General features: G+C 36.4%; 1 protein-coding gene. It reads left to right on the forward strand.

Annotation, left to right across the window (positions count from 1 at the left end; translation table 11 throughout):
• The first annotated feature begins 200 nt into the window (after positions 1 to 200).
• Complete coding sequence (locus ACOSP6_RS04900) at positions 201 to 473, forward strand: hypothetical protein (RefSeq protein WP_422092463.1); 273 nt, start codon at positions 201 to 203, stop codon at positions 471 to 473.
• Positions 474 to 640 lie beyond the last annotated feature (167 nt).

The raw sequence follows: 640 nt of genomic DNA on the forward strand, positions 1-640 counted from the left end.
CACCGGAAATTCAATCTTATTAATTATCTTTCCGAAACAACGGAAAATGACTCGCGTCTTTTTCCCGCAAAAAATCATACACAATTACGTTGTACGCAAGTTGACCAATGAAACATAAAAAGAAAATAACCATAGGAATTGGAATATTAATTGTTGGAATCTTATTCTGGTAATTCGGATTTTTTAACCGATTCAATTATTTGACTGGAAAGATTGACAGTTGGCGGAATTCAGCAAGAATCGTGACAGTTGGAAAACCATTGCCTTGTGGAGTTCCTTGCATTGCACTAAAGGAAAAATATGGATTTCACGTATCGAATGTTGGTTGCGCTGTTACTGGAGCTCAATTACGCGGAATTGACGCTTACAACGCTGAAATTGAAAAATATCTGAATAAAAGAAACGGAAAAGACTGGAGAGAAAGATATCAAGCGGAAATGGATTCGTTGATGAAAAATGACATGCTGGAATGAATAAAATCCTGCGTACAACAATGTATAACCGTAATTACGGCGGATTCGACTTCGTCAGAATCCACTCGGTAATTACTAACGCTAGCTCTTAAACAAAATATGTAATTTTAATCCCGTAACAACAGTTATACAAATACGTTGTGGTCAATGTCCAAAAACCGTAAACC

This window comes from Tenacibaculum sp. MEBiC06402 (assembly GCF_049239625.1).
Lineage (GTDB): Bacteria > Bacteroidota > Bacteroidia > Flavobacteriales > Flavobacteriaceae > Polaribacter.